The sequence below is a fragment of the Mycobacterium sp. 3519A genome (genome assembly GCF_900240945.1).
In the GTDB taxonomy this organism is placed as follows: domain Bacteria; phylum Actinomycetota; class Actinomycetes; order Mycobacteriales; family Mycobacteriaceae; genus Mycobacterium.
The window spans coordinates 1,985,231-2,007,099 of sequence record NZ_OESG01000014.1 but is presented as its reverse complement, the minus strand read 5'-3'; the positions used below and the strand labels follow the sequence as shown (position 1 = coordinate 2,007,099).

Below are 21,869 nucleotides of genomic sequence, written 5' to 3'. Positions count from 1 at the left end.
TTGCTATACGCGAAGCCGCCCGTCAGCCGGGTGGATTTCGGGAAACTTCGGCCGCCGAGACTACGTTTTATGACGGTTTTCAGCGATTTTTCGTCATATTCCGTACTCTCGGCGCGCGAAAGACAGTTACCGACGCAGGGCCGCCAACAGGCGCTCGTGCACCGGCGGTGTGGGCGCGGCGGCCGCGGCGGCGAGCATGTCGCTGACCGCGGTGAACTTGTCGCGTGGCCGCACTCCGCCGCCGCGAGCGATTTCCGCGGCGTCGATGGCCTTCCATCCCCCACCGTCGATGACGTCGGGCCTGCGACTGCGCACCAACTTGTCCAGCGCCTTGCCGGTCGGGTCGGTGAGCAGATCGCGGTTGTAGTCGGCCACCAGGTTGTGCACCGTTTCCGCGGCGCATGACTTGTTGGTGCCGATGAATCCGGTCGGGCCTCGCTTGATCCAGCCTGCGACGTAACTGCCCGGCGCCCCGATGACCCGGCCGCCCTCGTTGGGTACCACCGCCGCCGACTCGTCGAACGGCAGACCCCGAATGGGCTTGCCGCGGTAGCCGATTGAGGTCAGCACGAATCCGGCTGACATGGTTCGCTGTTCGTCGGTGCCCGTCATCGTGAACTCGGCCGCCTCCGCGCGCGTGTCCCCCACGACGCGATGCGGTGTCAGGTGGTAGGCGAACCGGATACGGGGGCGGGTGGCAGGCGTGGACGCATCGCCGAGCTTGGACAGGACCTCGAGTTTGTTGCGCGTCAACGGATCTGAGGCGTCCGCGAGGTCACGCAGCACGAGATCGTGGTCGGCGGCGTCGAGCACCACGTCGCACGTCGACGCCAGCCCGATCAATTCCGGCAGCGTGAACGCCGAATCTGCGGGGCCGCGGCGGGCCGCGATGACCACCTCCTCGACCCGCGACTCGCGCAGCGCGGCCAACGCGTGGTCGGCGATATCGGTGCGCGCCAGCACGTCCGGGTCCGTCGTCAGGATGCGCGCCACGTCGAGGGCGACGTTGCCGTTGCCGATGATGACCACTCGCTCATCGCTCAAATCGATTGGCAGATCGGCATATTCGGGATGGCCGTTGAACCAGGCCACCACCTCGGTGGCGGTACCGGTGCCGGGCAGGCCCATCCCGTCGATGTCGAGGCGACGATCGCTCGGCGCGCCGACGGCATACAGCACGGCGTGATGATGGGCGAGCAGTTCGTCATGCGTCAGGTCCGATCCCACCTCGACGTTGAGGTAGAACCGAAACCCGCGCCGCCCGGCGATCCTGTCGAACAGCTTGGTCACCCGCTTGGTGCTCTGGTGGTCGGGAGCGACCCCGGCCCGCACCAATCCGTATGGCGTCGGCAGTCGTTCGAAAACATTGACCCGCACGCCCTGCTGGGTGAGCAGTTCGTCGGCGGCGTACATGGCCGCGGGCCCGGAGCCGACGATCGCCACCGTCAGCGGCCCACCGGCGCGGGACTCGACGTAGGGCGCCTCGAGCACCGGCGCCAACTTCGACGACGGCGGCAGCTTGCCTTCCCGCTTCGGATAGAACGCGGCGTTCAACTCGACGAACGGCAACTGCTCGGGTGCCAGCTTGGTGTCCGGCGCGATCGCCCCGACCGGACACGCGCTGACGCACGCGCCGCAGTCGACGCAGGCCGCCGGGTCGATGTAGAGCATTTCGGCGGTGGCGAAGCCCGGCTCATCCGGTGACGGATGGATGCAGTTCACCGGGCACGCGTAGACACAGGACCCGTCGCTGCAACACGACTGGGTGATTACGTGCGGCATTGCACTCCTAAGCGGCGGCCACCACGTGCTGGCGCTGCGGTTCGCTGCGGTAGCGGCTGGGCCGGCCGTCGATCCTGCAGATCCGCCACACCAGCTTGGCAACCGGGTTGATCAGTCCGGTGTCCTTGCACAGCATCCGGACGTCGCCGAACATGTCGCGCAGCATCTGGCGGGACTCGGGCGAGGAGAAGAACACTTCTTTGCGCACCGAACGTGGAATGTCGAATTCCTTCCAGAACGCTCGAGGCGGCACGATGATCGCCGAGCACAGCACGCGCATCACGATCGGCACGTAGATCGACAACCAGAACCGCTTACGCCGCGGCAGCCTCGGGATTCGCTTGCGCAGATATTCGTGCGCGAACGAGATGTGGCGAGCCTCCTCGGCGACGTGGATCGCCATCACCCGCTCCATGATCGGGTGTAGCGACTTGCCTTCGCGCAGAACGTTTTTCTGCGTGTGGTCGATGGGTTCCTCGCCTGCGAGGATGCCGAACCAGAACGGGATGGGCAGCGGCCCGGCCACCAACGGGATCAGCGGTTGCACCCACTTCAGCAGTCGCGGCATGCCCGGCACGTCGGCGCCGATGCGGTTGACCATCTCCTGGAACATCATGGTGTGGTTGCACTCTTCGACCGCCTCGTGCAGGCAGTACCGGTACTCCGGTGAGCCGTTGGGCGTCCAGAAGGCGTACTCCATCAGCCCACGGATCAGGATCGACTCGAAGTGCAGGCCGACCTTGGCGACGTTGGCCTGGCGCCACATGCCGATCTCGATCTGACGTTGGATTGGCTGCGCCTGATACCAGGGGTGACGACCGAACGGATCGGTCGCAGGCAGGATCCAGCGCTCGTCGTTCTCGATCACCTCGAACTCGGGGGCGTCCCAGTCGATGTCGGTGTACGGGTTGAAATTGCGCCGCACCGACCCCTCGGACAGTGTGGTCAGCATCTCGACGTACTCGGTGTCGTCGCTTACCTCCATGTTGCGGCGCCACCGTCGGACGAGCTTCGTGCGAGCCATCGAGACCTCCTATGAGGTTTACATTTGAGCCCTAATGTCCAACGACGGTACCGCAGGTATCGCATATTGAACAGACCCGAAATCTCAATGTGGCGCGTCGGCCCTGCACGTCGCCGATGTGACTTGGGCCACATCTCCAGCTGCGCGAACTATCGCTTGCCGAAGTCGCCGGCCGCCGTCATCTTCATGCCGTTGCTGACAGCCGAGAACCCGGCCTCGGTGAATTGGCAGTCGGTGATGATCGCGCGATGGTTCGGGCTTCTCATCCACCACGTCACCGCGGCCGCCGGGGTGCCGCTGGAGTCGGTGCCCCAGAACACCACCTCGCCGATCGAGGCGTACGGCGTGTACCCGGCGGCGGCGACGCGTTGCGCGGGCGTCGAGCCGTCCGAACCGGTGTGGTTCACCACCCCGTTGGCAAGCATGTCGTTGGCCTGCCTCGCTGCCGACGCGGTGAGCGCCGGATTGACGGCGACCGGACCGCACCCGTTGGCCGCCCGGACCGCATTGATCTGGTTCAGCACCGCGCCGCCCTGATCGCCGTCGGCCTTCGCCGGCGCCGTCGTCACCACCAGCGCCGCGGCGGCATACGCGGTCAGCAACGCCGCAGCTGCCCTTCTACCCATGAGACATGCCCTCGCAGCAAAAGCCCGACCAGTCTCAGTATGTGCCGATTCCGCGGGTGATTCCCCACTTTTCGGTTACTTCCGCCCGATCACTACTCTTGACCGCATGGCCGACCTCACCATTCCCGCCGACCTCAAACCCGCCGACGGACGTTTCGGCTGCGGGCCGTCCAAAGTCCGGCCCGAGCAGTTGCAGGCGCTGGCCGCCGCGGGCGATCTTTTCGGCACGTCGCATCGGCAGGCACCGGTGAAGAACCTCGTCGGCCGGGTCCGCGACGGGCTGCGCCAATTGTTCTCGCTCCCAGACGGTTACGAGGTGATCCTCGGCAACGGCGGCTCGACGGCGTTCTGGGACGCCGCCGCGTTCGGCCTGATCGACAAGCGCTCACTGCATCTGACCTACGGCGAGTTCAGCTCGAAGTTTGCCTCGTGCGTGGTGAAGAACCCGTTCGTCGGCGACCCCGTCATCGTCAAGGCCGACCCCGGCAGCGCGCCGAAGCCCCAGTCGGATCCGTCAGTCGACCTGATCGCATGGGCGCACAACGAGACCTCGACCGGCGTCGCGGTGCCGGTGCAGCGGCCCGACGGGGCAGGCGATGCGCTGATCGCGATCGACGCCACCTCCGCCGCGGGCGGTCTGCCAGTCGACATCACCGAAGTCGACGCCTACTACTTCGCACCGCAGAAGAACTTCGCCGGCGACGGCGGGTTGTGGGTGGCCATCCTGTCGCCCGCCGCGCTGGCTCGCGTCGAGGCCATCGCCGCCGCCGACCGCTGGGTGCCCGACTTCCTGTCACTGCCCATCGCGATCGACAACAGCACCAAGAACCAGACGTACAACACCCCGGCGATCGCCACGCTGATCCTGCTCGCCGAGCAGATCGACTGGTTACTTGGCAACGGCGGCCTCGACTGGGCCGTCAAGCGGACCGCCGACTCCTCGCAACGGCTCTACAACTGGGCCGAGGCGTCGAAGTTCGCGACACCGTTCGTCGCCGATCCCGCCTTGCGTTCACAGGTGGTCGGCACCGTCGACTTCTCCGACGACGTGGACGCCGCCGCGGTCGCCAAGACGCTGCGGGCCAACGGCATTGTCGACACCGAGCCGTACCGCAAACTCGGCCGCAACCAATTGCGGGTCGGGATGTTCCCCGCCGTCGAACCCGACGACGTCAGCGCTCTCACGAAGTGCATCGACTGGGTGGTCGAACGGCTCTAACCGGGCAGGCCCTGCTCTTCCTTGGGCAATGGGGCCGGACCCTTGATGGCCGGCGCGGCCTTGCCGACCTCCGGCTGATCAGCGGGTGCCGTCGGGGTCTGCGTCACACCTGTCTGCATGGTCGAACCCGACGCCGAGTCGACCGGCTCGGTCGCCGCCACCACCACCGCACCGAATCCGACCACGCCGGCGGCGGCGATCACACTCAAGATCCTCACCTTTTGTGCGTTCACTTTTTTCGCTCCTTCACACCCCCGCCTCAGCACTCCCCAAGGGTGTAAGCGATCCGCGCCGCGAATTATTCGATCGCCGCCATAACCAGTCCCAGCGTGTCAGCAGGGTCACAGAGAGATAACACAGTAGGGTCCAGGTAATCGGGCTTGGGTCCTGGTCCGGAGGAGGTCTGTATGCGGGAACTCAAAGTCGTCGGGCTCGACATCGACGGCAAACGCATCATCTGCGAGGCCGAGGGCCTCGGCGAGAAGTTCCTGCTCCGACCCGACGACCGTCTGCGCGCCGCGATGCGCGGCGACCGAGTCAACCCGACCGAACCCCAATCCGACACCGAGGTCCAAAACGTGCTGCGTCCCAAGGAGATTCAGGCCAAGATCCGCGCGGGCGCGTCCGTCGAGCAGGTCGCCTCGGCCGCAGGGGTCGACATCGAACGTGTTCAGCGGTTTGCCAATCCGGTGTTGCTGGAGCGCGCACGGGCGGCCGAACTGGCCTCCGCCGCGCACCCGGTGCTCGCCGACGGCCCCTCGGTGCTGACACTGCTGGAGACGGTGACGACGGCGCTGGTGGCCCGCGGGCTGGATCCGGACTCCACCAACTGGGATGCCTGGCGCAACGAGGACGGCCGCTGGACCGTGCAACTGGGCTGGAAAGCAGGCCTGTCCGACAACGTCGCGCATTTCCGGTTCACCCCGGGCGCCCACGGCGGCACCGTCACCGCGTTCGACGACGCGGCATGTGAGCTGATCGACCCCGACTTCGCCCGGCCGCTGCGCCCGCTGGCCCCGGTGGCCGAACTCGAACACCAGGAGCCGGAACCGCCGCTGCCCATCGAAACACCGGTGCCGGTGCCCGCACCGAAGCCGCAGCGCACCCGCAAGACCAAACCCGCCGTCCCGGCGTGGGAGGACGTCCTACTCGGCGTGCGCTCCAGCGGCCAACGCTGAGACGTCTTATCCGATCAGCCCGCCGAGGGCCATCGCCAGCAGCGCCAGCCACGCCCCGGCCACTCCGACGCCGGACCCCAACACGAACCACCGCCACACCGGTAGCTTCCGCCAACCCCACACGGTCGGGGCCAGCCCGCCGACGGCGACCAGATTGAGGCCGACGGCCAGCAGCGGATGCACGCGTGTCAGACCGAGGCTGAGCACGACGACCGCGGCGGCGGTGACCGCCGCGACGAAGCCGGCCACCGTCAGTCCCATCGCCCACGGGGTCGAGTCGTCGGTCACCCAAGCAATCTAGCCCGCTCGTAGAACGCGAGCGCGGCAGCCGTGGCCACGTTCAGCGAGTCGGTTCCGCGCGACATCGGGATCCGCACTCGCATGTCGCTGGCCCGCATCACCGACTCGGTCAGCCCCGGCCCCTCGGCGCCGACGAGGAACGCGACCTTGTCGTCAACCACCTGCGCCGCCGCGTCGGCGAGGGTGTCGGCCGAGGGTTCTGGCGTCATGGCGAGCAGACGAAAGCCGTTGTCCCGCAAGGTATGTAGGTCACGAGGCCAGGCCTGCGCCCAGGCGTACGGCACCAGCAACGCGTGCCCCATCGACACCCGCACCGCGCGCCGGTACAGCGGGTCGGCGCAGCCAAGACCGAAGATCACCGCATCCACCGCCAGCCCGGCCGCGTTGCGGAAGATCGAGCCGAGGTTCTCGTGGTCGTTGACGCCCTCGAGCACGGCCACGGTGCGTGCCCCGTCGATCACCTGCGGCACGGTCAGTTCCGGCGCACGTGACGCCGACGCCAGCACCCCGCGGTTGAGGTGGAAGCCGATTACCTCGGCCATCACGTCGGCGCCCACCCGGTAGAACGGCGCGTCGACGCCGACCAGGTCGTCGGCCAGTTCACCCAGTCGACGGTCGGTGCCGAGCAGCGCCCTCGGGCGAAACCGCGAGGCCAGCATCCGCTGCACCACCAGCACGCCCTCGGCGATCACCAAACCCTTACCGCTCGGCAGATCGGGTCTGCGGTCCACGCTGTTGAGATCGCGGAAGTCGTCGAGCCGGCGATCCGCAGGGTCGGCGACGTCGATTACGTTTGCGCTCACGCGCTTTCGTCGACGATGCCCGACATCAGGTCGGCGGCGACCAGCAGCGTCTTGCGCTGGTCCTCTTCGAGACGGTCCAGTCGGTTCTTGAGCCACTCCTGGCTGGCCCGGCGCTCGGCCTCGATCAGGTCGATGCCCGCCTGCGACACCGACACCAGCACCTGCCTGCCGTCGGCGGGATGCGCTGTGCGCGCGACGAACCCGAGGTCGCACAGCGACGCGATCACCCGCGTCATCGACGGCGGCCGGACGCGTTCCCGCGTGGCTAACGCGCCGGGAGTCATCGGCCCCTCCTTGGCAAGCGTCGACAGCGCCGACAGCTGTGACAGCGAAACGTGGGAATCCGGACGCCGGAACCGCAATTGGCGAGCCAACCGGATCACTGCCAGCGACAGATCGCTCGCCAGCCTGGCGTCGACGTCTTTCACAGCGCAAAGACTACCTAGGTCATCTCCGGAAGGTCGCGTTAATCCGATACCTTGTCTGCGTGGCACCGGAACCGCCCGCCCTGCCGGCCGCTCTACTCAAGCCGTGGCCGGTGATCGTCGTGATCACCGCGGGTTGGCTGATCGCCGTCGTACTGGCATTCACGGTGCCTGACCTGCACGGGTGGCGTCCGTACACGATCGCGGGCCTCGGGGTGGGCGCGCTCGGCACGTCGATCGTGCTGTGGCAGCGACGCGCCGTGCGTCGCGGATCGCGCGGGGCGCAAACTGGGCTCAGCTGAATTCGACCGAGGAGAAGCTATGGCAGCGCCGCTACTGCAAGCACAGATCGACATCGATGCGCCGGTCGCCAAGGTGTGGGGACTGGTCTCGGACCTGAGCCTGATGCCGCAGTGGAGCCCGCAATGCCGTGCGATGAAGACCCCCGCCCCGCTGCGCCAGGGCCCCATGCCCGTCACCCTGAACCGCCGCAACCGGCTGTACTGGCCGACGACGAGCGTCGTCACCGAGGTCATTCCGGAGAAGAAGCTGGCGTTCCGGGTGCCGATCAACCGGACGATCTGGAGCTACGAACTGGAACCCACCGAGTCCGGCACCCGGCTCACCGAAACCCGGCACGCCGAGAACGGCACCACCGCGTTCTCGAACATGAGCATCAACGCGGTGATGGGCGGTGTGCCGAGCTTCGAACAGGAACTGCTCGACGGGATGAACGCGACGCTGTCGCGCATCAAGGCCGCCGCGGAACGCTAGTCGGACGACGATCAAGCGGCGAGGTACGAGCCGCGATGAGGAGTCCGACCCGAAAAGCTAGTCGGACGACGATCAAGCGGCGAGGTACGAGCCGCGATGAGGAGTCCGACCCGAAAAGCTAGTCGGACGACGATCAAGCGGCGAGGTACGAGCCGCGATGAGGAGTCCGACCCGAAAAGCTAGTCGGACGACGATCAAGCGGCGAGGTACGAGCCGCGATGAGGAGTCCGACCCGAAAAGCTAGTCGGACGACGATCAAGCGGCGAGGTACGAGCCGCGATGAGGAGTCCGACCCGAAAAGCTAGTCGGACGACGATCAAGCGGTGAGGTACGAGCCGCGATGAGGAGTCCGACCCGAAAAGCTAGTCGGACGGCTCGACCACGTCGAGCACGCCGTCGTCGAACGGGTCGTACATCGGCGACCCGGTGCCCGGTGGCTGCGGCGTGTCCGAGTGTGCGCCGCAACCGTATTCGGAGTCGACGACGTGTCCGTCGGCGGCGTATTCGTTGGCGCACACGCCGAACATCCTGCCGAGCGCGCCGGCCAGCGGAACGTAGAAGCCGCAGTCGCGGCAGACCCGCCGGGTGGACCTGGCCATCGCCGATCCGGGCCCGAACTCGCTGTCGTGCCAACGCTGCGCGGCGTCGCTGCGGCCCAACTCGCCGAGCACCTGGCGGCGGCCGAAGCCCACCTCGACGGCGACCTCGTCGATCTGCGGATCGCCGGTAGCCAGGTAGCCGGGCACCAGCCGCGGGTCGTCGGCGGGCGGGGCGAGTAGATCGCCGGGGCTCAGGTCGCCGGGTTTGATGCGCTCCTGCCACGGCACCCACTTGGGCGCCAGCAACGCCGTGGGCCCGGGTACCAGGACGACCTCGCTGATGGTGGCGTGGTCGGCGCCGGGGCAGGCGGCCACCACGACCGCCCACTGCCAGCCGCGATAACCAGGCATGTCGGCCAAAAACCGATGGGTGGCGGCCGTCGGGTCCTCGAACGTGGCGCCGAGGTACTCACCCACGGTGTCCTCACCGCTGAACTCGACGATCGCGGCGCGCGCCTGCTCGACGGCGCCGATGAGCACCGCCTCCAGATCGGGGCGATCTTCGGTGTTCACGCTGTCCATCGCCATCAATACTGCCTGACCCGCGAACGTGGAGCCACACCGGTCACCTGCACGCCCGCTACCGCCTCGATGGGGGAGAATCGTGGGGTGACCGGACCGCGGCGTGACCCTCGCTACTTCCCGCCGCGCCCGCCGTCCGATGAACATCCCGGGATGGCGAACTATCCCAGCGAACCAAACGTCGACGGCGGCTACCGGCGCTCGCGCCGGTCCACGCCGAGCGCCAACCGCTGGCTGCCGCCGCTGGACGAGCCCGCGCGGCCGTACACCTCGGAGCCGCCACCACCGCGCCGGAGCGCCGGTGGGAGCGGCGGCCAGAAGGTCACCGTCACCAGAGCGGCCGCGCAGCGCAGCCGCGAAATGGGTTCCAAGATGTACGGTTTGGTCCACCGCGCGGCCACCGCCGACGGTGCCGACAAATCAGGGCTGACCGCGCTGACGTGGCCGGTGGTGGCCAACTTCGCCGTCGACGCGGCGATGGCCGTCGCATTGGCCAACACACTGTTCTTCGCCGCGGCGTCCGGGGAGAGCAAGGGCAAGGTCGCGCTGTACCTGTTGATCACCATCGCGCCGTTCGCGGTGATCGCACCGCTGATCGGCCCCGCGCTGGACCGGTTGCAGCACGGCCGCCGCGTCGCGCTGGCGCTGTCGTTCGCGTTGCGCACAGCGCTGGTGATGGTGCTGGTCGCCAACTACGACGGCGCGACGGGCAGCTACCCGTCGTGGGTGCTGTATCCGTGTGCACTCGGAATGATGGTGCTGTCCAAGTCATTCAGCGTGTTGCGCAGTGCGGTGACGCCGCGGGTGCTGCCGCCGACGATCGACCTGGTGCGGGTCAACTCGCGCCTGACGACGTTCGGCTTGCTGGGCGGCACCATGGTCGGCGGCGCCATCGCCGCGGGCGCGGAGTACATGCTCGGCCTGATCCATCTGCCCGGCGCGCTGTATGTCGTCGTCGCGGTGACGCTCGTCGGCGCGGCGCTGTCGATGCGCATCCCCAAGTGGGTCGAGGTGACCGAGGGCGAGGTGCCTGCCACGCTGTCCTACCACGGCCGCAGCGGCGAACTGCGCCGCCACCACGATCAGCACAAACCGTCGGCCGAGCCGCGACAACCTTTGGGCCGCAACATTATTGCCGCACTGTGGGGTAACTGCACCATCAAGGTGATGGTCGGGTTCCTGTTCCTGTACCCCGCGTTCGTCGCGAAGTCACACGACGCCAGCGGGTGGGAGCAGTTGCGCATTCTCGGGGTGATCGGCGCGGCCGCGGCCGTTGGCAACTTTGCGGGCAACTTCACCGCGGCGCGACTGAAGCTGGGTCACCCTGCGCTGTTGGTGGTGCGGTGCGCGACGGCGGTCACGCTGTTCGCGTTGGCCACCGCGCTGACCGGGAAGCTGATGGTCGCGGCGATCGCCACGCTGATCACGTCGGCCGCCGCGGCGATCGCGAAAGCCTCGCTGGACGCGTCGCTGCAGAACGACCTGCCGGAGAAGTCGCGGGCGTCGGCCTTCGGGCGCTCGGAGTCGTTGTTGCAGTTGGCGTGGGTGGCGGGCGGGGCCACCGGAGTGCTGGTGTACACCGACCTGTGGGTCGGCTTCACAGCGATCACCGCGGTGCTGATCGTCGGACTGGCGCAGACGGTCGTGAGCTACTACGGCGAATCGCTGATACCCGGGTTCGGCGGTAACCGTCCGGTGCTCGCGGAGCAGGAGGGTGGACGGCAGGACCGGGCGGCGGTGGCGCCCGAGTGAAGCGTGTCATCGCCTCGCTGGCGATCGTGGTCCTTGTCGCGTCCGTGCTGACCGGTGTGCTGGTGTGGCGCCTGGCGCAACACCCACCGCCCGAGCACCCGGAGATCAGTGCCTATTCGGACGGCCAACTGGTGCGGGTGGGGCCGTACCGGTTCTGCGAGGTGCTCAACCCCACCGACTGTGAGACGCCGAAGACCGACGGCGAGCTGGCGGTCGACCCGAAGCACGCCGTGCAGCTGTCCGTGCCACCCGAAATAGCCCGCGCGCCATGGGTTTTGGTGCGCTCCTATGAGGGTGGCGACGTGGTCGGCGAATTCCGTCCGGACACCAAGCTGGCCGTCACCATCCCCACCGTCGATCCGCATCGGGGCAGGCTGTTCGGCATCGCCGTGCAACTGCCGACCCTGGTCCGTGACGAGGCGGGCAACGAGTTCCCGGTGCCGCACGCGGAGTGGTCGGTGCGGACGGTGTGGCCGTAGACATTTGGGGTCGGTAGCAGCCGCGCGGTGTTAGCGTGCGTCCATGATGCACCGCTGTGAGCTGGTTCCGCGTCCGCAGCGGTATTCGCCGAACTTCTGGGCCAAGAAGCCGCCAACGCCGCCACCCCTCGTCATGGAGATCGACGCGGACAATGTCGTTCGGATCACCGACGCGACCACCCATGCGGTGATCGCCACGGCTCCCCTGGCGCAGATATCGGCGACTCCTGCCCGGCACACGAGGAACAGCGGCGAAAGCTGGGTGACCGAACCGCTTGTGGTGGTGGCTGTTCCAGGGTTACATCCGCTGAAAATCGAGTCCCGGCGCATTAAAGGCGACTTTGGCGAATACCGGTACAACTGGCGTGACGACGTCGATCTCGTCGATCAACCCGGCTACGTCGTCGACGAAGCGCAATGGCTCGCGCTGGTCGAGACTTTCGGCCTAGCGAGCGGCGTTGTCGACGAGCTTTCCTCCGGTGAGCTTGCGCGACGGCGCCGCCGCACCACCATCACCGCGGTGGCCGGGTTCGCAGGTCTGGTCGCACTTTTCGCGCTGTCGGTCTACCTCAAGCTGCACGGTTGACGTCGGCGCCGTGCCCGGCAGGCACCCGCTCACCCTCACGCGTCGGCCCCGGCGGCGTGCCGTCGCCAAAAGGCCTGCCGCCCAACGCTTCCCGGCCGTGTGGCGTCAACCAGTTGGACAGGTCGGGACCTTTGGGCACCACCTGCGTCGGGTTGATGTCCTTGTGCACGATGTAGTAGTGCTGTTTGATCTGCACGAAATCGATGGTGTCGCCGAAACCGGGCGTCTGGAACAGGTCCCGCGCGTAGGCCCATAGCACCGGCATCTCGGTGAGCTTGCACCGGTTGCACTTGAAGTGCCCGTGATAGACGGGGTCGAACCGGGCCAGGGTGGTGAACAACCGCACGTCGGCCTCGGTGATGGTGTCACCGACCAGATAGCGCTGGTTCGCCAGTCGCTCGGACAGCCAGTCCAACGCGGTGAACAACCGGTCATAGGCCTTGTCGTAGGCGTCCTGTGAGCCGGCGAACCCGCACCGGTACACGCCGTTGTTCACCTCGGTGTAGATGCGTTCGGCCACCTCGTCGATCTCGTCGCGCAGCTCTTCCGGATACAACTGTGGGGCGCCTGCACGGTGGAACTTGGTCCACTCGGTGGAGAAGTCCAGCGTCATCTGCGCGAAGTCGTTGGTCACCACTTCACCGGTGGCGACCTCGACGATCGCGGGCACCGTGATGCCCTTCTGGTAGTCGGGGAACCGCTTCAGGTAGGCGTCCTTGAGCCGTGGAATCTTCAGCACCGGGTCGACGCCGCCCGGGTCCAGATCGAAGGTCCAGCTGTCCTCGTCGTGTGTCGGGCCGCAAAAGCCAATGGAGAGCACGTCTTCCAGGCCGAGTAGGCGGCGCACGATGATGGTGCGGTTGGCCCACGGGCAGGCGCGCGCGACGATCAACCGGTAGCGGTCGGGTTCGACGGGATAGCCGTCGCGGCCGTCGGCCGTGATGCGTGTGGTGATGTAGTTGGTGTCGCGGTTGAACTCGCCACCGCCTGCGACGTATGCCATGGCTTCAGTCTGCCCCGTCGAGTGGCCAGTCGACGAGATCGCTACGCGTCGAGTTCGCGGGCGACCGCCCGCACCACTTCCGACACCCGGCGCGCGACCTTGCGGTCGGGATAGCGGCCCTTGCGCAACTCGGGCTGCACGGTGTTCTCGAGCAGCGTGATCATGTCCTCGACCATGCCGTGCAGTTCGTCGGGACTGTGCTTGTGCTCGGCGGCCGCTGCCTCGCGGCGGGTCCGTGTCAGGCTCGGCGGAGGGTCGATCAGCTTCAGGCTCAACGCCTGCGGGCCGCGACGCCCGGCGGCCACACCGAACTCGACGCGTTGCCCCGCCTTCAAACCCTCGACACCGGCGGGCAGCGCGGAGGACCGAACGTAGACGTCCTCGCCGTCTTCCTGCGACAGAAAGCCGAAGCCCTTCTCGGCGTCGTACCACTTAACCCTGCCGGTCGGCACTGGTCTCACCCGCTTGTCTCTGGAGGAACTGACTACATAACTACATAAGGAACGCGTCCCGCCTGCGCCGGGACGCGTTCAGGTGATCCTACTCGGAGGCCACAGCCGCCAGCACCCCCTTATATCGGTAGGCTTGAACAACCGCTGGAGGGAAGATGCGCCTGCTTCTGAACATTATTTGGCTGCTGTTCGGCGGCCTGTGGCTGGCGCTTGGCTATCTGCTGGCCGCCATCATCTGCTTCGTCCTGATCATCACCATTCCGTTCGGCTTCGCCGCGCTGCGGATCGCGTCGTATGCGCTGTGGCCGTTCGGCCGCACCATCGTCGACAAGCCGGGGACGCGGCCGGGCGCGCTGATCGGCAACATCATCTGGGTCATCTTGTTCGGCATCTGGCTGGCCATCGGCCACGTGCTCACTGCCATCGCGATGGCCGTGACCATCATCGGCATCCCGCTGGCGCTGGCTAACCTCAAGCTCATCCCGGTGTCCCTCCTGCCGCTGGGCAAGGAGATCGTGCCCGTCGACAGCCAACTGGTGCGAGCCGCCGCATGACCATCACCGAACTCGGCGTCCCTTCGGTGCAGCGCCCCGTGCAGGGGATGCCCATCGACGGTCCGATGGTCGACACGTACGGCCGCGTCGCCACCGACCTGCGGGTGTCACTGACCGATCGCTGCAACCTGCGGTGCACGTACTGCATGCCCGCTGAGGGCCTGAACTGGCTTCCTGGCGAGCAACTGCTGCGCACCGACGAGTTGGCGCGGCTGCTGCGCATCGCGGTCACCCGGCTCGGCATCACCAGCGTCCGCTTCACCGGCGGTGAACCGTTGGTGGCCAAACACCTCGAGGAGGTCGTCGCGGCCACCGCGTCGTTGCGGCCCCGGCCGGAAATCACGTTGACCACCAACGGAATCGGGCTCGACAAGCGGGCCGCCGCACTGAAAGAGGCCGGGCTGGACCGGATCAACGTCTCCCTCGACACCGTCGACGCCGAACGGTTCGCCCGCATCACCCGCCGCGACCGCTTGCCCGACGTCCTGCGTGGGCTCGCGGCCGCGAAGGCCGCCGGGCTGGACCCGGTCAAGGTCAACGCGGTGCTGGATCCGGTCACCGGGCTCGACGACGCTGTCGCGCTGCTGCGGTTCTGCCTCGAGCACGGATACCAGCTGCGCATCATCGAACAGATGCCGCTGGATGCCGGCCACGAGTGGCAACGCGGCCGGGCCATCGCCGCCGACGACGTGCTGGCCGCCCTGCGCGAACACTTCGATCTGCAGCCCGACCGGGCGCCGCGGGGTTCGGCACCCGCCGAACTGTGGGACGTCGACGCCGGGCGGGGCAAGGTCGGCATCATCGCCTCGGTCTCGCATGCCTTCTGTGCCGCGTGCGACCGCACCCGGCTCACCGCCGACGGTCAGATCCGCAACTGTCTGTTCTCTCGCCACGAGACCGATCTGCGCCGCCTGATCCGGGCGGGCGCCGACGACGACGCACTGGCGGCCGCCTGGCGCGCCACCATGTGGATCAAGGCGGCGGGCCACGGCATCAACGACCCGGACTTCGTGCAACCGGACCGCCCGATGAGCGCGATCGGCGGCTGACGTGTCGGTGAAGGTGACCGTGCGCTACTTCGCCGCCGCACGCGCGGCTGCAGGCCTCGACGACGAGATCATCGCCGTCGCGCCCGGAACGACAGTCGCTTCGCTGGTGCAGACACTGGGCGACCGGGACCCCGCACTGGCGAAAGTGTTGAGCCGATGCTCATACCTCTGCGACGGAATTGCGGTGCGGGACTTGGGCTTGACGTTGAGCGACACCCAGACCGTCGATGTTCTTCCCCCGTTCGCAGGTGGATAAGCGTGATTTGCATCACATCACGGAATGGTCACAAGATGACCACGAATCGTTACCTGTGAAAGTGTTCCTGCGGAAACAGCTTGGCGTCTTGGGCATTTAGAGCCCTTTTAAGATTTGCCTGGACCCGAATCGCCGAGTTCGGCAAAAGGTGACGTGACCTACGCGACCCGTTAGCGTTGCGTCCCAAGCCATCGACCCTAATCGTTTGGCCCGCCGTGCCCAGCTACGCCGAGCTCCATCCGTTGGGACACGGGACGACGACGAACAACCTGGATGGAGGCGGGGGACCCAACCGGTCCGCCGAACACAAGGACCAGGAGCCGCTTGCGGCCCCTTGGGGTGAAGCCGTGTCTGACACGGCCGGGCAACCTCTCCAGCCCGAACCCGACAGCTGACCTCGTAGGCGTGCATAAGAGAGGACCTAGCGCACCTATGAGTGGACGGCACCGCAAGCCCACTACATCGGCAGTAAATGTCGCGAAGATCGCCTTCACCGGCGCCGTGATCGGAAGCGGAAGCCTCGCCCTCGCCGGGCATGCCAACGCCGCGACCGACGGCGAATGGGACCAGGTCGCCAAGTGCGAATCGGGTAACAACTGGGCGATCAACACCGGCAACGGCTATCAGGGCGGGTTGCAGTTCTCGCCGAGCACGTGGTCGTCGCACGGCGGCGGGCAGTACGCTCCTGCCGCTCACATGGCCACCAAGGAAGAGCAGATCGCGGTTGCCGAGCGTGTGCTCGCCACCCAGGGCAAGGGCGCGTGGCCGGTCTGCGGCCGCGGCCTTTCCGGCGCCACACCGCGTAACGTCGTCGAACCGCAGCCTCTCGACAATCCCGACGTGAACGGCGAACTGCCCCCGCCGCCGGTCGACCCGCTCGCTCCCCCGCCGCCGCCGGATGCCGCGCCGATCGACGCGCTGTCGGCTCCGCGGCGCACCGGGGAGACACATACGCCGTCTGCGCAGGCCTGGGCGGCACCGACGGGGGGCGCGTACCGGGGTGGCAACGGCGGGCCGTCGCGGACGGGGCCGACGAGTGGGTGAACACCGCCTGGTCCGTCAGGCCGGCGCCGGTCCTGCCGCCGGCCTAACGGGTCAGGCGGAGTTCACCCACTCGTCGGAGCCGTCGGCGAAGAACTGGTGTTTCCACACCGGTAGTCGCGCCTTGACGGTGTCGACCAGTCGTGCGCAGGTGTCGAATGCGGCTGCCCGGTGGTCCGCGGCGACCGCGGCGACCAACGCCGCGTCGCCGATCTGCAGAGTGCCGACGCGGTGACTGACCGCGATGGCGCGCACGCCGGTGGCGTCGGCCGCGATCTCGGCGGCCACCTCCTCGAGGGTCTGTTGCGCCGTCGGGTGTGCCGAGTACTCCAACCGCGTGACGTTGCGTCCGCCGTCGTGATCGCGCACCACGCCCGCGAATCCCACGACGGCTCCGGCAGATTCGTGCGCCACCAACGCTTCGTAGTCCGACAGTTCGATGGGGTGGTCGGTGAGTTCGACGCGCAGCACGACGGCGGTCATCGGGTGTGGTCCTTACCGCTGAGTTGATCGAGGGCGTGGGTGAGCACGGCGTCGAGCACGCCGAGGCCGTCTTTGACGCCGCCCGTCGAGCCGGGCAGGTTGACGATCAGCGTGCGGCCCCGCACGCCGCACACGCCGCGGGAGAGCACCGACGTCGGCACGTGCGGCAGCCCGGACCGCCGGATCGCGTCGGCCAGTCCGGGGATCTGGTAGTCGAGCAGGCCCGCGGTGATGTCGGCCGTGCGATCCGTCGGCGAGATCCCGGTACCGCCGGACGTGATGATCACGTCGACGTTCTCGCCGATCGCCGCCGACAGCGCGGTGCCGACGTCGGGTCCGTCCGCCACCACGACCGGCGCCGGCGTGGTGATGCCCTGCGCGTTGAGCCAGTCGACGATCACCGGGCCGGTGCGGTCCTCGTACACCCCCGCCGCCGCGCGGGTGGACGCGATCACCACCCGGCCGGACCGCGTCATCTCGTCCACAGCCCGGTTTTGCCGCCCTCTTTGCGCAGCACGCGGACGTCGTCGATGCGGGCGGCGGGGTCGACGGCCTTGATCATGTCGTAGAGCGTCAACCCGGCGACGCTCACCGCGGTCATCGCCTCCATCTCGACGCCGGTGCGGTCGGTGGTGCGCACCGTGGCGGTGATGACGATGCGGTCGTCGCCGATCTCGAAGTCGACGTCGACCCCGGTGAGCGCCAGCGGATGGCACAGCGGGATGAGGTCGCTGGTGCGCTTGGCGGCCATGATGCCCGCGACCCGCGCGGTGGCCAACGCGTCGCCCTTGGGCAGGCCGCCGGAGGCGATCAGCGCGACCACCTCAGCGGTGGTGTGGAAGGTTCCCGCGGCGACCGCGATGCGTTTGGTGGCGTCCTTGCCCGTGACATCGACCATGTGCGCCGCACCGGATTCGTCCAGATGCGACAGCCGACGCGCTTGGTCCACCGCTACCTGTTGACGACGGTGACGGGATGGACGTACGGCAGTTCGTCGGCCGGCTGGGGAAACACCAGCTCACCGAATGGCGACAGCGCACCTGTGCGGTCAGTGGCCAGCTCGCTGACCGCGTGATCGTCATCGCCGTCGAGAGCGGGCCAGCCCGGGTCGACGTATCGGTTCTTGCCTTTGTTGTCAGCCACGTGCACATTGTGGCAGGCGCAGCGGCCGGTGGCGACACCGGCCAGCTGCTTTACGCTGGTCAGCGATGACCGAAAGTTCTCCGGGCGTCCCGCTGGGCGCCTGGCTGGCCGAGCTTGACGATGAGCGGCTGATCCGGCTGCTGGAGCTGCGGCCCGACCTGACCCAACCGCCGCCAGGCACCATCGCCGCGCTGGCGGCGCGCGCCCAGGCTCGCCAGTCGGTCAAGGCCGCCACCGACGGGCTGGATTTCCTGCACCTGGCGCTGCTCGACGGGCTGCTGGTGCTGCACGCCGACACCGCGGCCGTGCCGCTGGCCAAACTGCTCGCGCTGGTCGGGGACCGCGCGCCCGAGGCCGCCGTCACCGCCGCGCTCGACGACCTCCGCGAGCGGGCGCTCGTGTGGGGCGACACGACTGTGCGGGTGGTGGCGGAGGCCGCGTCCGGGCTGCCGTGGCATCCCGGCCAGGCCACCCTCGAGGACACCGAGCAGACCGACATCGCCGCCCGACTCGAATCGCTCGACGGTCCCGCCCGCGAATTGCTGCAGCGCCTGCTGGAGGGTTCGCCGATGGGCCGCACCCGCGACGCCGCCCCCGGCACCCCGGCGGACCGCCCGGTGCAGCGCCTGCTGGCCGCCGGGCTGCTGCGTCAGGTCGACGACGAGACCGTGATCCTGCCGCGGCTGGTCGGTCAGGTGATGCGCGGCGAGCAACCAGGCCCGGTGTATCTGGTGCAACCCGATCCGACGGTGTCGACCACCACCGCCGCCGACGTCGACGCGGTGGCCGCGGGCGCGGTGCTCGACCTGCTGCGCGAGGTCGAGCTGGTACTCGAAACCCTCGGCGCCACACCGGTTCCCGAGCTGCGCAGCGGCGGACTGGGGGTCCGCGACGTCAAACGGCTGACCAAGATCACCGGCATTGACGAGACTCGACTGGGGCTCATCCTGGAGGTGTCGGCGGCGGCGAAGCTGATCGCGGCGGGTATGCCCGAACCGGATCCGCACGACGGCGGCCTCGGGCCGTACTGGGCGCCGACGGTGGCGGCCGACCGGTTCGTCGAGTCGCCGACCGCCGCCAAGTGGCATCTGCTGGCCACCACGTGGCTGGAGCTGCCGGGACGGCCCAGCCTGGTCGGCAGCCGCGGCCCCGACGGCAAACCCTATGCCGCGCTTTCGGATTCGCTGTTCTCGACGGCGGCACCCCTGGACCGCCGATTGCTGCTCGACGTGCTGGCCGACCTGCCCGCCGGGTCGGGCGTCGACGCTGCCTCCGCGTCGCGCGCGATGACGTGGCGGCGGCCCCGGTGGGCGGCGCGACTGCAACCCGATCCCGTCGGCCACCTGTTGACCGAGGCACATGCGGTGGGTCTGGTGGGCCGCGGCGCCATCGCCTCGCCCGCGCGCAGGATGCTCGCCGACGAATCGGCCGACGCCGTCGTCGCGGCGATGGACAAGGTGCTGCCCGCGCCCATCGACCACTTCCTGCTGCAGGCCGATCTGACGGTCATCGTGCCGGGACCGCTACAGCGCGACCTGGCCGAACAACTGGCGTCGGTGGCGACGGTGGAATCCGCGGGCGCGGCGATGGTGTACCGCATCAGCGAGGCGTCGATCCGGCGCGCCCTCGACACCGGCCGCACCGCAAGCGAGTTGCACGCGCTGTTCAGCAAGCATTCGAAAACCCCTGTGCCGCAAGGCCTTACCTACCTGATCGACGACGTCGCGCGTCGGCACGGGCAGCTGCGCGTCGGCATGGCGCAGTCGTTCGTGCGGTGTGAGGACCCTGCGCTGCTGGCGCAGGCTGTCGCGGCGCCCGCCGTCGACCAACTGGAGATGCGGCTGCTCGCCCCGACCGTCGCGGTGTCGCAGGCGCCGATCTCGGATGTGCTCGCCGGGTTGCGGGAGGCGGGCTTCGCGCCCGCGGCCGAGGACTCCACCGGCACCATCGTCGACATCCGAGCGCGCGGCGCGAGGGTGCCCGCGCCACCGGGGCGGCGGCGCAGCTACCGCCCGCCGACGCCCACCAGCCAGACGCTCGGCGCCATCGTCGCGGTGTTGCGCAAGGTGGCGTCCGCGTCGTTCGACAACATGCGCCTCGACCCCGCCGTCGCGATCTCACAACTGCAGGAGGCCGCCCACCACCAGGCCTCGGTGGTGATCGGCTACGTCGACCCGGCAGGGGTGGCGACCCAGCGGGTGGTGGCGCCGATCAACGTCCGCGGCGGGCAGCTGACGGCCTACGATCCGGCGTCTGGCCGGGTGCGCGAGTTCGCGATCCACCGGGTCACCTCGGTGGTCGCCGCCGATGCCGGATAGTTAGCGTCGGCACAGCGACTTCACAGACGCGTTGGTGAACATGTCTGTGTGACAACGACGTTGGACGCGGCTGCGCAGGCTGTCGGCGGATACCGCGGCGGGGTTTCACTGCTGCACGGGTGGCTACCACTGACGATCTGGGCCGTCGCGGCGGTGGCCCTGGTGGCGGCCGTCGGGTGGCGGTCACGGCGGTGGCGGCTGGTGTGGCTGCCGGTGGCGGTCGCCGTGGGTCTGATTCTGGCGGCATGGGCGCACTGGTACATCGACTCCGAGGGCCTCGCGGGCGACCCCGCCCCGTCGTCGCTGTGGATCTGGGTCGGGTTGACGGGCCTGGCGTTGGCGGTCGCGGTGCTGGGCTGGCGCGGCACCCAGTGGTGGCGGCGCGGGGTGTCGCTGATGGCGGTGCTGCTGTGCCTGCTGAGCGCGGGCGTGTCGCTGAACCTGTGGGTCGGCTACTTCCGCACCGTGCAGGCGGCGTGGAACGAACTGACCGCGGGCCCGTTGCCCGACGAGACCGATATGAACACCGTGATGGCGATGCGCGGCAAGGGGGCGCCGTCGCACGGGGCGCTGGTCCCGGTGACCATCCCCTCCGACGCGTCGGGCTTCAAGCACAGGACCGAACTGGTGTACCTGCCGCCCGCCTGGTTCGCCGCGAACGCACCCAAGCTACCCGTGGTGATGATGATCGCCGGTGAGTTCAACACGCCGTCGGACTGGCCGCGCACCGGCGACGCGATCACGCCCATCGACAAGTTCGCAGCGGACCACAACGGCAACGCGCCGGTGTTCGTCTTCGTCGACGTGGGCGGTTCGTTCAACAACGACACCGAATGCGTGAACGGGCCGCGCGGCAACGTGGCCGATCACCTGACCAAGGACGTCGTGCCCTACGTGACATCGACGTTCGGCGTCTCTACGAATCCCGCCAACTGGGGCATCGTCGGCTGGTCGATGGGCGGGACGTGCGCTGTCGACCTGACCGTGATGCATCCCGAGCTGTTCAGCGCGTTCGTCGACATCGCCGGTGACACCGGCCCCAACGCGGGCACCAAGGAGCAGACCATCGCCCGGATCTACGGCGGGAACGCCGCGGCGTGGGCCACCTTCGACCCGACCACGGTGATCAACAAGCACGGGCCGTACCACGGTGTGTCGGGCTGGTTCGCGATCTCCTCGGACGCGCCTCCGCAGCACAAGGACGGTTTCCCCAAGATGACCGGAACGGGACTCGGCGGCCAGGACGCCGCCGGGATGCCGACGGACCAGACCGAGGCCGCCAACTCGCTGTGCAACCTCGGCCGCGCGAACGGCATCACGTGTGCGGTCGTCCCGCACCCTGGCCGCCACGACTGGCCGTTGGCGGCGGACGTGTTCACCACGGCGCTGCCGTGGCTGGCAGGCCAGATCAACACGCCCGACGTGCCGAAGATCCCGCTGCCCGGTCAGGGCAGTCCGGCAGGCGCTCCACCGCAGGCCGCGACCCGCTGAACGCAGGGGT

Annotated in this window: 26 protein-coding genes, 1 pseudogene and 1 riboswitch; of the genes and pseudogenes, 13 read left to right on the top strand and 14 right to left on the bottom strand. The window is 68.3% G+C overall.

Annotated features, from left to right (window positions below):
• Positions 1-126: 126 nt before the first annotated feature.
• The 3 genes from C1A30_RS30905 to C1A30_RS30895 all read right to left on the bottom strand — a co-directional run bounded on the left by C1A30_RS30905 (position 127) and on the right by C1A30_RS30895 (position 3,432).
• The gene (locus C1A30_RS30905) at positions 127-1,782 is read right to left on the bottom strand and encodes an FAD-dependent oxidoreductase (RefSeq protein WP_101952034.1); all 1,656 of its coding nucleotides are present in this window, start codon (positions 1,780-1,782) and stop codon (positions 127-129) included.
• A 7-nt stretch (positions 1,783-1,789) separates the two neighbouring features.
• Positions 1,790-2,806, bottom strand: coding sequence for a diiron oxygenase (locus C1A30_RS30900; RefSeq protein ID WP_101952033.1), 1,017 nt, complete (start codon positions 2,804-2,806; stop codon positions 1,790-1,792).
• Positions 2,807-2,955: 149 nt separating this feature from the next.
• Positions 2,956-3,432 carry a CAP domain-containing protein gene (locus tag C1A30_RS30895; protein ID WP_101952032.1) on the bottom strand — a complete coding sequence of 159 codons (477 nt, stop codon included), beginning with the start codon at positions 3,430-3,432 and terminating at the stop codon, positions 2,956-2,958.
• Between the two features lie 106 nt (positions 3,433-3,538).
• Between C1A30_RS30895 and serC the strand changes: the two genes are divergently transcribed.
• Entirely contained in the window at positions 3,539-4,651 is a 1,113-nt protein-coding gene (serC, locus tag C1A30_RS30890; RefSeq protein ID WP_101952031.1) for a phosphoserine transaminase, read from the top strand.
• Here serC and C1A30_RS30885 read toward each other — a convergent pair.
• A complete protein-coding gene (locus tag C1A30_RS30885) occupies positions 4,648-4,860 on the bottom strand; it encodes a hypothetical protein (protein WP_142392688.1) in 213 nt (70 codons plus the stop codon). The two genes, serC and C1A30_RS30885, sit on opposite strands and share 4 nt — an antisense overlap.
• A 198-nt stretch (positions 4,861-5,058) precedes the next feature.
• On the opposite strand from C1A30_RS30885, the gene sepH reads away from it, so the two are divergent.
• Complete coding sequence (gene sepH / locus C1A30_RS30880; RefSeq protein WP_101952029.1) at positions 5,059-5,829, top strand: septation protein SepH; 771 nt, start codon at positions 5,059-5,061, stop codon at positions 5,827-5,829.
• Positions 5,830-5,835: 6 nt separating this feature from the next.
• Here sepH and C1A30_RS30875 read toward each other — a convergent pair whose 3' ends face one another.
• From C1A30_RS30875 to C1A30_RS30865, 3 genes are read right to left on the bottom strand one after another with little or no spacing between them, the layout of a single operon-like run.
• Positions 5,836-6,090 carry a DUF2537 domain-containing protein gene (locus C1A30_RS30875; protein WP_200828570.1) on the bottom strand — a complete coding sequence of 85 codons (255 nt, stop codon included), beginning with the start codon at positions 6,088-6,090 and terminating at the stop codon, positions 5,836-5,838.
• Positions 6,091-6,113: 23 nt separating this feature from the next.
• Positions 6,114-6,932, bottom strand: a complete 819-nt coding sequence (locus C1A30_RS30870; protein ID WP_101952027.1) for an RNA methyltransferase — start codon at positions 6,930-6,932, stop codon at positions 6,114-6,116.
• Positions 6,929-7,360, bottom strand: coding sequence for a MarR family winged helix-turn-helix transcriptional regulator (locus tag C1A30_RS30865; RefSeq protein ID WP_101952026.1), 432 nt, complete (start codon positions 7,358-7,360; stop codon positions 6,929-6,931). Before C1A30_RS30865 ends, C1A30_RS30870 begins: the two co-directional genes overlap by 4 nt.
• Before the next feature lie 59 nt (positions 7,361-7,419).
• On the opposite strand from C1A30_RS30865, the gene C1A30_RS30860 reads away from it, so the two are divergent.
• Both C1A30_RS30860 and C1A30_RS30855 read left to right on the top strand, forming a co-directional pair.
• Positions 7,420-7,659 carry a DUF2530 domain-containing protein gene (locus C1A30_RS30860; RefSeq protein WP_101952025.1) on the top strand — a complete coding sequence of 80 codons (240 nt, stop codon included), beginning with the start codon at positions 7,420-7,422 and terminating at the stop codon, positions 7,657-7,659.
• 19 nt (positions 7,660-7,678) lie between these two features.
• Positions 7,679-8,131 carry an SRPBCC family protein gene (locus C1A30_RS30855; protein WP_101952024.1) on the top strand — a complete coding sequence of 151 codons (453 nt, stop codon included), beginning with the start codon at positions 7,679-7,681 and terminating at the stop codon, positions 8,129-8,131.
• 362 nt (positions 8,132-8,493) lie between these two features.
• Here the strand turns inward: C1A30_RS30855 and C1A30_RS30850 are convergent, their stop codons facing one another.
• Positions 8,494-9,258, bottom strand: a complete 765-nt coding sequence (locus C1A30_RS30850; protein ID WP_101952023.1) for a DUF3027 domain-containing protein — start codon at positions 9,256-9,258, stop codon at positions 8,494-8,496.
• A 147-nt stretch (positions 9,259-9,405) separates the two neighbouring features.
• Between C1A30_RS30850 and C1A30_RS30845 the strand changes: the two genes are divergently transcribed.
• The 3 genes from C1A30_RS30845 to C1A30_RS30835 all read left to right on the top strand — a co-directional run bounded on the left by C1A30_RS30845 (position 9,406) and on the right by C1A30_RS30835 (position 12,069).
• The gene (locus C1A30_RS30845; protein WP_200828568.1) at positions 9,406-11,004 is read left to right on the top strand and encodes an MFS transporter; all 1,599 of its coding nucleotides are present in this window, start codon (positions 9,406-9,408) and stop codon (positions 11,002-11,004) included.
• The gene (locus C1A30_RS30840; RefSeq protein ID WP_101952021.1) at positions 11,001-11,483 is read left to right on the top strand and encodes a DUF2771 domain-containing protein; all 483 of its coding nucleotides are present in this window, start codon (positions 11,001-11,003) and stop codon (positions 11,481-11,483) included. Before C1A30_RS30845 ends, C1A30_RS30840 begins: the two co-directional genes overlap by 4 nt.
• Positions 11,484-11,616: 133 nt before the next feature.
• Positions 11,617-12,069, top strand: coding sequence for a hypothetical protein (locus C1A30_RS30835; protein WP_142392687.1), 453 nt, complete (start codon positions 11,617-11,619; stop codon positions 12,067-12,069).
• On the opposite strand, the gene C1A30_RS30830 is transcribed toward C1A30_RS30835, so the two are convergent.
• Together C1A30_RS30830 and C1A30_RS30825 are read right to left on the bottom strand one after the other, a co-directional pair.
• On the bottom strand, positions 12,053-13,072 hold the full coding sequence (locus tag C1A30_RS30830) for a glutathione S-transferase family protein (protein WP_101952019.1): 1,020 nt from the start codon (positions 13,070-13,072) through the stop codon (positions 12,053-12,055). The two genes, C1A30_RS30835 and C1A30_RS30830, sit on opposite strands and share 17 nt — an antisense overlap.
• 41 nt (positions 13,073-13,113) lie before the next feature.
• Positions 13,114-13,524: a cold-shock protein gene (locus C1A30_RS30825; RefSeq protein ID WP_101952018.1), complete on the bottom strand. Its 411-nt coding sequence runs from the start codon at positions 13,522-13,524 to the stop codon at positions 13,114-13,116.
• Between the two features lie 155 nt (positions 13,525-13,679).
• Here C1A30_RS30825 and C1A30_RS30820 point away from each other — a divergent pair, with 155 nt between their 5' ends.
• The 4 genes and pseudogenes from C1A30_RS30820 to C1A30_RS30805 form a co-directional block, all read left to right on the top strand.
• A complete protein-coding gene (locus C1A30_RS30820; protein ID WP_101952017.1) occupies positions 13,680-14,078 on the top strand; it encodes a YccF domain-containing protein in 399 nt (132 codons plus the stop codon).
• Positions 14,075-15,127, top strand: coding sequence for a GTP 3',8-cyclase MoaA (gene moaA / locus C1A30_RS30815; RefSeq protein ID WP_101952016.1), 1,053 nt, complete (start codon positions 14,075-14,077; stop codon positions 15,125-15,127). The genes C1A30_RS30820 and moaA overlap by 4 nt, the downstream gene beginning before the upstream one ends.
• 1 nt (position 15,128) lies before the next feature.
• Entirely contained in the window at positions 15,129-15,383 is a 255-nt protein-coding gene (locus C1A30_RS30810; RefSeq protein WP_101952015.1) for a MoaD/ThiS family protein, read from the top strand.
• A 248-nt stretch (positions 15,384-15,631) separates the two neighbouring features.
• Positions 15,632-15,806: riboswitch (cyclic di-AMP (ydaO/yuaA leader) on the top strand.
• Positions 15,807-15,815: 9 nt separating this feature from the next.
• Positions 15,816-16,313: pseudogene (locus C1A30_RS30805) on the top strand (transglycosylase family protein); the annotation flags it as partial.
• A 165-nt stretch (positions 16,314-16,478) separates the two neighbouring features.
• Here C1A30_RS30805 and C1A30_RS30800 read toward each other — a convergent pair.
• Genes C1A30_RS30800 through C1A30_RS30785 form a run of 4 tightly spaced genes read right to left on the bottom strand, consistent with a single transcriptional unit; the run spans position 16,479 to position 18,056 of the window.
• Entirely contained in the window at positions 16,479-16,907 is a 429-nt protein-coding gene (locus C1A30_RS30800) for a molybdenum cofactor biosynthesis protein MoaE (RefSeq protein WP_101952013.1), read from the bottom strand.
• On the bottom strand, positions 16,904-17,383 hold the full coding sequence (locus tag C1A30_RS30795) for a molybdenum cofactor biosynthesis protein B (RefSeq protein WP_101953005.1): 480 nt from the start codon (positions 17,381-17,383) through the stop codon (positions 16,904-16,906). Before C1A30_RS30795 ends, C1A30_RS30800 begins: the two co-directional genes overlap by 4 nt.
• On the bottom strand, positions 17,380-17,805 hold the full coding sequence (moaC, locus tag C1A30_RS30790; protein ID WP_200828567.1) for a cyclic pyranopterin monophosphate synthase MoaC: 426 nt from the start codon (positions 17,803-17,805) through the stop codon (positions 17,380-17,382). The genes C1A30_RS30795 and moaC overlap by 4 nt, the downstream gene beginning before the upstream one ends.
• A 53-nt stretch (positions 17,806-17,858) precedes the next feature.
• On the bottom strand, positions 17,859-18,056 hold the full coding sequence (locus C1A30_RS30785) for a hypothetical protein (RefSeq protein WP_101952011.1): 198 nt from the start codon (positions 18,054-18,056) through the stop codon (positions 17,859-17,861).
• 59 nt (positions 18,057-18,115) lie between these two features.
• On the opposite strand from C1A30_RS30785, the gene C1A30_RS30780 reads away from it, so the two are divergent.
• Together C1A30_RS30780 and C1A30_RS30775 are read left to right on the top strand one after the other, a co-directional pair.
• Positions 18,116-20,368 carry a helicase-associated domain-containing protein gene (locus tag C1A30_RS30780; RefSeq protein WP_101952010.1) on the top strand — a complete coding sequence of 751 codons (2,253 nt, stop codon included), beginning with the start codon at positions 18,116-18,118 and terminating at the stop codon, positions 20,366-20,368.
• Between the two features lie 48 nt (positions 20,369-20,416).
• The gene (locus C1A30_RS30775; RefSeq protein ID WP_235010275.1) at positions 20,417-21,859 is read left to right on the top strand and encodes an alpha/beta hydrolase family protein; all 1,443 of its coding nucleotides are present in this window, start codon (positions 20,417-20,419) and stop codon (positions 21,857-21,859) included.
• Positions 21,860-21,869: the final 10 nt, after the last annotated feature.